6 protein-coding genes are annotated in these 6,000 nt (G+C 72.7%); 3 read left to right on the top strand and 3 right to left on the bottom strand.

Annotation, left to right across the window (positions count from 1 at the left end; all coding sequences use genetic code 11):
• Nucleotides 1-8: 8 nt before the first annotated feature.
• Nucleotides 9-200, bottom strand: a complete 192-nt coding sequence (locus JNW98_RS26445) for a ribbon-helix-helix protein, CopG family (protein WP_223770809.1) — start codon at nucleotides 198-200, stop codon at nucleotides 9-11.
• A 328-nt stretch (nucleotides 201-528) separates the two neighbouring features.
• Here JNW98_RS26445 and JNW98_RS26440 point away from each other — a divergent pair, with 328 nt between their 5' ends.
• Nucleotides 529-2,178 carry a DNA repair helicase XPB gene (locus JNW98_RS26440; RefSeq protein WP_223770808.1) on the top strand — a complete coding sequence of 550 codons (1,650 nt, stop codon included), beginning with the start codon at nucleotides 529-531 and terminating at the stop codon, nucleotides 2,176-2,178.
• Nucleotides 2,179-2,198: 20 nt separating this feature from the next.
• On the opposite strand, the gene JNW98_RS26435 is transcribed toward JNW98_RS26440, so the two are convergent.
• On the bottom strand, nucleotides 2,199-2,582 hold the full coding sequence (locus tag JNW98_RS26435; RefSeq protein ID WP_223770807.1) for a hypothetical protein: 384 nt from the start codon (nucleotides 2,580-2,582) through the stop codon (nucleotides 2,199-2,201).
• 98 nt (nucleotides 2,583-2,680) lie between these two features.
• Complete coding sequence (locus JNW98_RS26430) at nucleotides 2,681-2,842, bottom strand: hypothetical protein (RefSeq protein ID WP_223770806.1); 162 nt, start codon at nucleotides 2,840-2,842, stop codon at nucleotides 2,681-2,683.
• Between the two features lie 301 nt (nucleotides 2,843-3,143).
• Here JNW98_RS26430 and JNW98_RS26425 point away from each other — a divergent pair, with 301 nt between their 5' ends.
• Together JNW98_RS26425 and JNW98_RS26420 are read left to right on the top strand one after the other, a co-directional pair.
• Nucleotides 3,144-5,234, top strand: coding sequence for a HelD family protein (locus JNW98_RS26425; RefSeq protein WP_223770805.1), 2,091 nt, complete (start codon nucleotides 3,144-3,146; stop codon nucleotides 5,232-5,234).
• A 68-nt stretch (nucleotides 5,235-5,302) separates the two neighbouring features.
• Nucleotides 5,303-5,953 (top strand): class I SAM-dependent methyltransferase, encoded by a 651-nt coding sequence (locus JNW98_RS26420; RefSeq protein ID WP_223770804.1) that lies wholly within the window; start codon nucleotides 5,303-5,305, stop codon nucleotides 5,951-5,953.
• The last annotated feature ends 47 nt before the right edge of the window (nucleotides 5,954-6,000 follow it).

Here is a 6,000-nt window from a genome sequence, read left to right as displayed (position 1 = left end):
TGACACCCTCAGTCGTCGTCATGTGTACTCCCCTCCCCGGCGTCCGCGTCGGCCGCGAGGCGCCGGAAGTACTCGGTCAGGGCCGTCTCGACGATCGAGGAGAGCGATCGTTCGGTGTCGACGGCGTGGTGTTTGACCTCTCGGATGAGGTCGGTGGGCAGGTAGACGTTGAACTGCTTCACCTGTCGATCGGCGGACATGGTTAGGATGCTAGCAATCTAGGCCGGTGGGGGGAAGGGTGCCCCGGTCCCGCCCTTTCACCGTTTCCTGGGGCTGCCGCCCCAGACCCCGCTTGTCGCGACTGCGCCGCTCGTCCTCAATCGCCGGACGGGCTGAAGTGTGCGCCCGGGCGCGCTATCCAGCCCGTCCGGCGTTTGAGGACAACCGCGCGGAGCGCGGTTTCGGGGGCCTGGGGGCTCGCCCCCAGGAAACGGCGAAGGGGTGGGACCGGGGCATCTCCCGACACCCCCACCGCCCCCGGCGGATGAGGCACACTGGAGGTTTGGCCGCACGGAAGGACGCACGTACGTGAATGGACCGCTGATCGTCCAGTCGGACAAGACGCTCCTCCTGGAGGTCGACCACGAGCAGGCCGAAGCCTGCCGCCGGGCGATCGCGCCCTTCGCCGAGCTGGAGCGCGCCCCCGAGCACGTGCACACCTACCGGGTGACGCCGCTCGGTCTGTGGAACGCGCGAGCGGCCGGCCACGACGCCGAGCAGGTCGTCGACGCGCTCGTCACCCACTCCCGCTACCCCGTGCCACACGCGCTGCTCGTGGACATCGCCGAGACGATGGCCCGCTACGGACGGCTGAAGCTGGTGAAGCACCCGGTGCACGGGCTGGTCCTGGAGTCCACGGACCGGCCGGTGCTGGAGGAGATCCTGCGGTCCAAGAAGATCAAGCCGCTCGTGGGCGAGCGGATCGACCCCGACACCGTCGCCGTCCACCCGTCCGAGCGCGGCCAGATCAAGCAGGCGCTGCTGAAGCTCGGCTGGCCGGCCGAGGACCTGGCCGGGTACGTGGACGGCGAGGCGCACCCGATCGAGCTGCGCGAGGACGGCTGGGCGCTGCGCCCGTACCAGCGGCAGGCCGTCGACGGCTTCTGGCACGGCGGCTCCGGCGTCGTCGTGCTGCCGTGCGGTGCGGGAAAGACGCTGGTCGGCGCGGGGGCGATGGCCGAGGCGAAGGCGACGACGCTGATCCTCGTCACGAACACGGTCTCCGCCCGGCAGTGGAAGCACGAGCTGGTGAAGCGAACGTCACTCACCGAGGACGAGATCGGCGAGTACAGCGGGACGCGGAAGGAGATCCGCCCGGTCACCATCGCCACGTACCAGGTGCTGACCACCAAGCGGAAGGGGATCTACCCCCACCTGGAGCTGTTCGACTCCCGCGACTGGGGCCTGGTCGTCTACGACGAGGTGCACCTGCTGCCCGCCCCGGTCTTCAAGTTCACCGCCGACCTCCAGGCCCGGCGGCGGCTCGGCCTGACCGCGACGCTCGTCCGGGAGGACGGCCGGGAGTCGGACGTGTTCTCGCTGATCGGCCCGAAGCGGTTCGACGCGCCGTGGAAGGAGATCGAGGCGCAGGGCTACATCGCGCCCGCCGACTGCGTCGAGGTCCGCGTCAACCTCACGGACGGGGAGCGGCTGGCGTACGCGACGGCCGAGGCGGAGGAGAAGTACCGCTTCTGTGCGACGACGGCCACGAAGCGAAAGGTCACCGAGGCGCTGGTGCGCCGGCACGCGGGCGAGCAGACGCTGGTCATCGGCCAGTACATCGACCAGCTCGACGAGCTGGGCGAGCACCTGGACGCGCCCGTCATCAAGGGCGAGACGACCAACGCGCAGCGCGAGAAGCTCTTCGACGCGTTCCGGCAGGGCGAGATCTCGGTGCTCGTCGTGTCGAAGGTCGCGAACTTCTCCATCGACCTGCCGGAGGCGACGGTCGCCATCCAGGTCTCCGGCACGTTCGGTTCCCGCCAGGAGGAGGCCCAGCGGCTCGGCCGCGTCCTCCGCCCGAAGGCGGACGGCCACGAGGCGCGCTTCTACTCCGTCGTCGCCCGCGACACGATCGACCAGGACTTCGCGGCCCACCGGCAGCGCTTCCTGGCGGAGCAGGGGTACGCGTACCGCATCGTGGACGCGGACGAGCTGCTGGCGGGCGACGACGCCTGAGGACCCAGGTGGGGCGGGCGTCAGGCAAGCCCCGCGGCAAGGACCACGAACACCACCATGACGACGGTCAGCACGATCGGCAGCAGGAGCGTGACGGCCGCGGTGACGGTGAAGGTGAGGCGCGCCGACCGCATCGACTCCCGGTGCGGCAGCAGCCACGCCACCGCCAGGGCGAGGGCTCCGGCGAACAGCAAGGCCGCCAGCGGACCGTCGTCGACGATGAGGAATTCGCCGCCGAACGCGTACCACAGCAGCGCGGGAACGGCGAGGAGGGAGACGACCGCGGGCCCCTTCGCCCAGCGCTCGTCCCGCCCTCCGAGCTGCCGGTCGATCCGGCGGTACAGCCGGCGGAACCGGCCGGTGGCGGGAGCGGCGGAGGGGGTGCTCGTGGTGGTGGATGCCATGCCGCCATTCCACCGGCGGTCGGCGGCCGGCGGATCGGGGCACGTACTCAATCCGCGGGGGGTAGGGGTACTCAGAGAACGGGCGCGGAAGCCGCCCGTCAGCGCTTGACCAGCGCCTCCTCGCCCTCGAAGCGGCCGAGGAGGACGACACTGACGGCCGTGCCCGCGAACACCTTGAAAGCGCGGAAGGCGTGGGAGAGGGCGGTGGTGGCGCCGTGCTCGGCGCCCTGGGCGGCTGAGGTGATCCCTGCGGTGGTCATGTATCCATGATGGGATCCGCGGGGCCGCCGTACATCGCCCTGGCGGTGTAAACGCGGGCGCCCCGCCGTACGACTCAGGGATCATGCCTACCCCTACGGGAGACGGACGGCGACCCTGAGAAGCACCCGGGGGTGCCTCAGGGGCGCGCGGAAAATCATTGGCGCCGTTCCGGCCGCGTCCGTAGAATCGCGGACTTCCGCCTCCCGCCGCGTGTGCCAGGGAGCGCCGCCGACCGGACGGAAACCGGCCGGCCCTCGCTCGTACCGAACGCCAGCAGCCCGCCGCCCTGGAGGCCATGCCGTGCCCGCGCACGCCCCCGACCAGCAGTCCGACAGCCGTCACGGAAAACCCGCCGACGACCCGCTCGCCCGCGAGCAGGCCCATCTCGCGTCCTCCCGCACCGCGTTGCGCGCGATGCGGGAGGACGTCGAGGCGCTCGACATCAAGGACGTCACGGCCAACTGGGTCAACGCCGAGGTCCTGACCCGCCAGATCGAAGAGCGCATCACGGCGCTCGCGGACCTCGCGCACGCCCCGCTCTTCTTCGGGCGGCTGGACTACGTCGACGCGCCGGTCGACATCGCGGGGGAAGGCGGCGGCGAGGAGCGGTTCTACATCGGGCGGCGGCACGTGCACGACGCGCACGGCGACCCCATGGTCGTCGACTGGCGCGCGCCCGTCTCGCAGCCGTTCTACCGGGCGTCGAAGAAGGAGCCGCAGGGCGTCGGCCGGCGCCGCCGGTTCGGGTACACCGGCGGCGAGTTGACGGCGTACGAGGACGAGGACCTGACGGACGCCTCGGGCGCCGATCAGGCGAGCGCGCTGCTCCAGGCGGAGATCGAGCGCCCGCGCGTCGGCCCGATGCGCGACATCGTCGCCACGATCCAGCCCGAGCAGGACGAGATCGTCCGCGCCGGCATCGGCGGCACGGTGTGCGTCCAGGGGGCGCCCGGCACCGGGAAGACGGCGGTCGGCCTGCACCGCGTCGCGTACCTGCTGTACGCCCACCGCGAGCGGCTCGCCCGCACCGGCACGCTGGTGATCGGGCCGAACCGGTCCTTCCTCCGCTACATCGAGCAGGTGCTGCCCGCGCTGGGCGAGTTGAACGTCGCGCAGGCCACGGTGGACGACCTGGTCGCGCACGTGGAGGTGCGCGGGACGGACTCCGCCGAGGCGGCGACGGTCAAGGGCGACGCGCGGATGGCGGAGGTGCTGCGGCGCGCGGTCCGGTCCGGCGTGACGATGCCGGTGGACCCGGTCGTCGTCGTGCGCGGCTCACGGCGCTGGCGCGTCCCGGCGTACGAGGTGGAGGAGATCGTCCGCGAGCTCCTCGCCCGCGACATCCGTTACGGCGCCGCCCGCGAGGCCCTGCCGCAGCGCATCGCGCACGCCGTGCTCGTCCGGATGGAGCAGGCGGGCGAGGCGCCGGACGACCGCGTCCAGGACGCGGTGGCCCGCAACCCCGCCGTGAAGGCGGCGGTCAAGGCCGTCTGGCCGGCCGTCGACCCGGCGAAGCTGGTACTGCGACTGCTGTCGGACCCCGAGTTCCTGGCCGAGCACGCGGCGGGCGTGCTGACGGAGGACGAGCAGCGGGCCGTGCTGTGGGCGAAGCCCGCGCGGAGTGTGCGGACGGCCAAGTGGTCGGCGGCGGACGCGGTGCTGATCGACGAGGCGACGGACCTCGTCCAGCGGACGCCCTCCCTCGGCCACGTCGTACTGGACGAGGCGCAGGACCTGTCCCCCATGCAGTACCGGGCCGTCGGCCGCCGCTGCACGACCGGTTCGGCGACCGTGCTGGGCGACATCGCGCAGGGCACGACGCCCTGGGCGACGGCGAGTTGGGGCGAGGCACTCGCGCACCTGGGCAAGCCGGACGCGGCCGTCGAGGAGCTGACGCAGGGCTTCCGCGTCCCCCGCGAGGTGATCGCCTACGCGTCGCGGCTGCTGCCCGCCATCGCCCCCGGGCTGTCCGAGGCGACGTCGGTCCGCGAGGCCGCCGGCGACTTCGCGGTCCGTGCCGTCTCCGGCCCCGACGCGCTGGACGGCGCGGTGGTCGACGCCTGCCGTGACGCGCTCCGCCGCGAGGGTTCCATCGGCCTGATCGCGGCGGACGCCCGGATCCCCGTCCTCGCGGCGGCCCTCGCGGAGGCGGGCCTCCCCCACCTCGCCCCGGGCGAGGAGACGTCCGCCGACGCCCGCCTCACCCTCGTACCCGCCTCCCTCGCCAAGGGCCTGGAGTACGACCACGTCGTCCTCGACGAGCCCGCCGCCGTCGTGGCCGGCGAGCCGGACGAACGCACCGGTCTGCGGCGGCTGTACGTGGCGCTCACGCGTGCCGTGTCCGGGCTGACGGTGCTGCACGCGGAGGCGCTGCCGGTGGCGTTGCACTGAGACCGGGAGGCTGGGGGGCGTCCGCCCCGCCGGCCCCAACCCCGTTGCGCTGCCCTATAGTCGGCCGGATGCACGCACACCGAATCGACCGGCCGGCCGATCTCGACGCGGTCCGCGCGTCGTACGACCGGGTGGCCGACAACTACGTCCGCATGGGGCTCGGCGACATCCGTGACGACCCCTGGCTCAAGGCGTCGATCGACGCCTTCGCCGACACCGTGCGCGGGCTCGGGCCCGTCCTCGACGTCGGCTGCGGGCCGGGGACGGTCACCGCCTACCTCGCGGAACGCGGACTCGACGTATCCGGGGTCGACCTCTCCCCCCGCATGGTCGAGAACGCCCGCCGGCTGCACCCGCACTGCCGCTTCGAGGTCGCCTCCGCCACCGACCTCGACCTCGAAGAGGCGTCCCTCGGCGGCATCCTCGGGTGGTGGTCGCTGTTCAACCTCCCCCGGGACGTCCTGCCCCAGGTGTTCGCCCGGTTCGCGCGCGCGTTGAAGCCGGGCGGGTACCTGCTCACCGCGACGCACGTCGGCGACGGGGACTTCCCTCGGACCGAGGCGTACGGAGACGTGCCCGTCCGGTGGACGACGTACAGGTGGCGGCCGGAGCGGTACGTGGAGCTGATCGAGCGGGCGGGACTGCGGACGGTCGCGGAACTCCGGCTCCCGGCAGGCGGCTGGCCGGGCGTGGTCGTCATGGCCGAGCGGCCCGAGTAGCCGCCTGGTTGACGTGGCGTCATGGCGTCGGTGTCGGGTGGCTGTCG

Origin of the sequence: Streptomyces huiliensis (assembly GCF_020037025.1) — a bacterium.
Classification (GTDB): domain Bacteria; phylum Actinomycetota; class Actinomycetes; order Streptomycetales; family Streptomycetaceae; genus Streptomyces; species Streptomyces huiliensis.
Note: the sequence above shows the minus strand (reverse complement) of the source record. Positions and strands in the feature narration are given on the sequence as shown.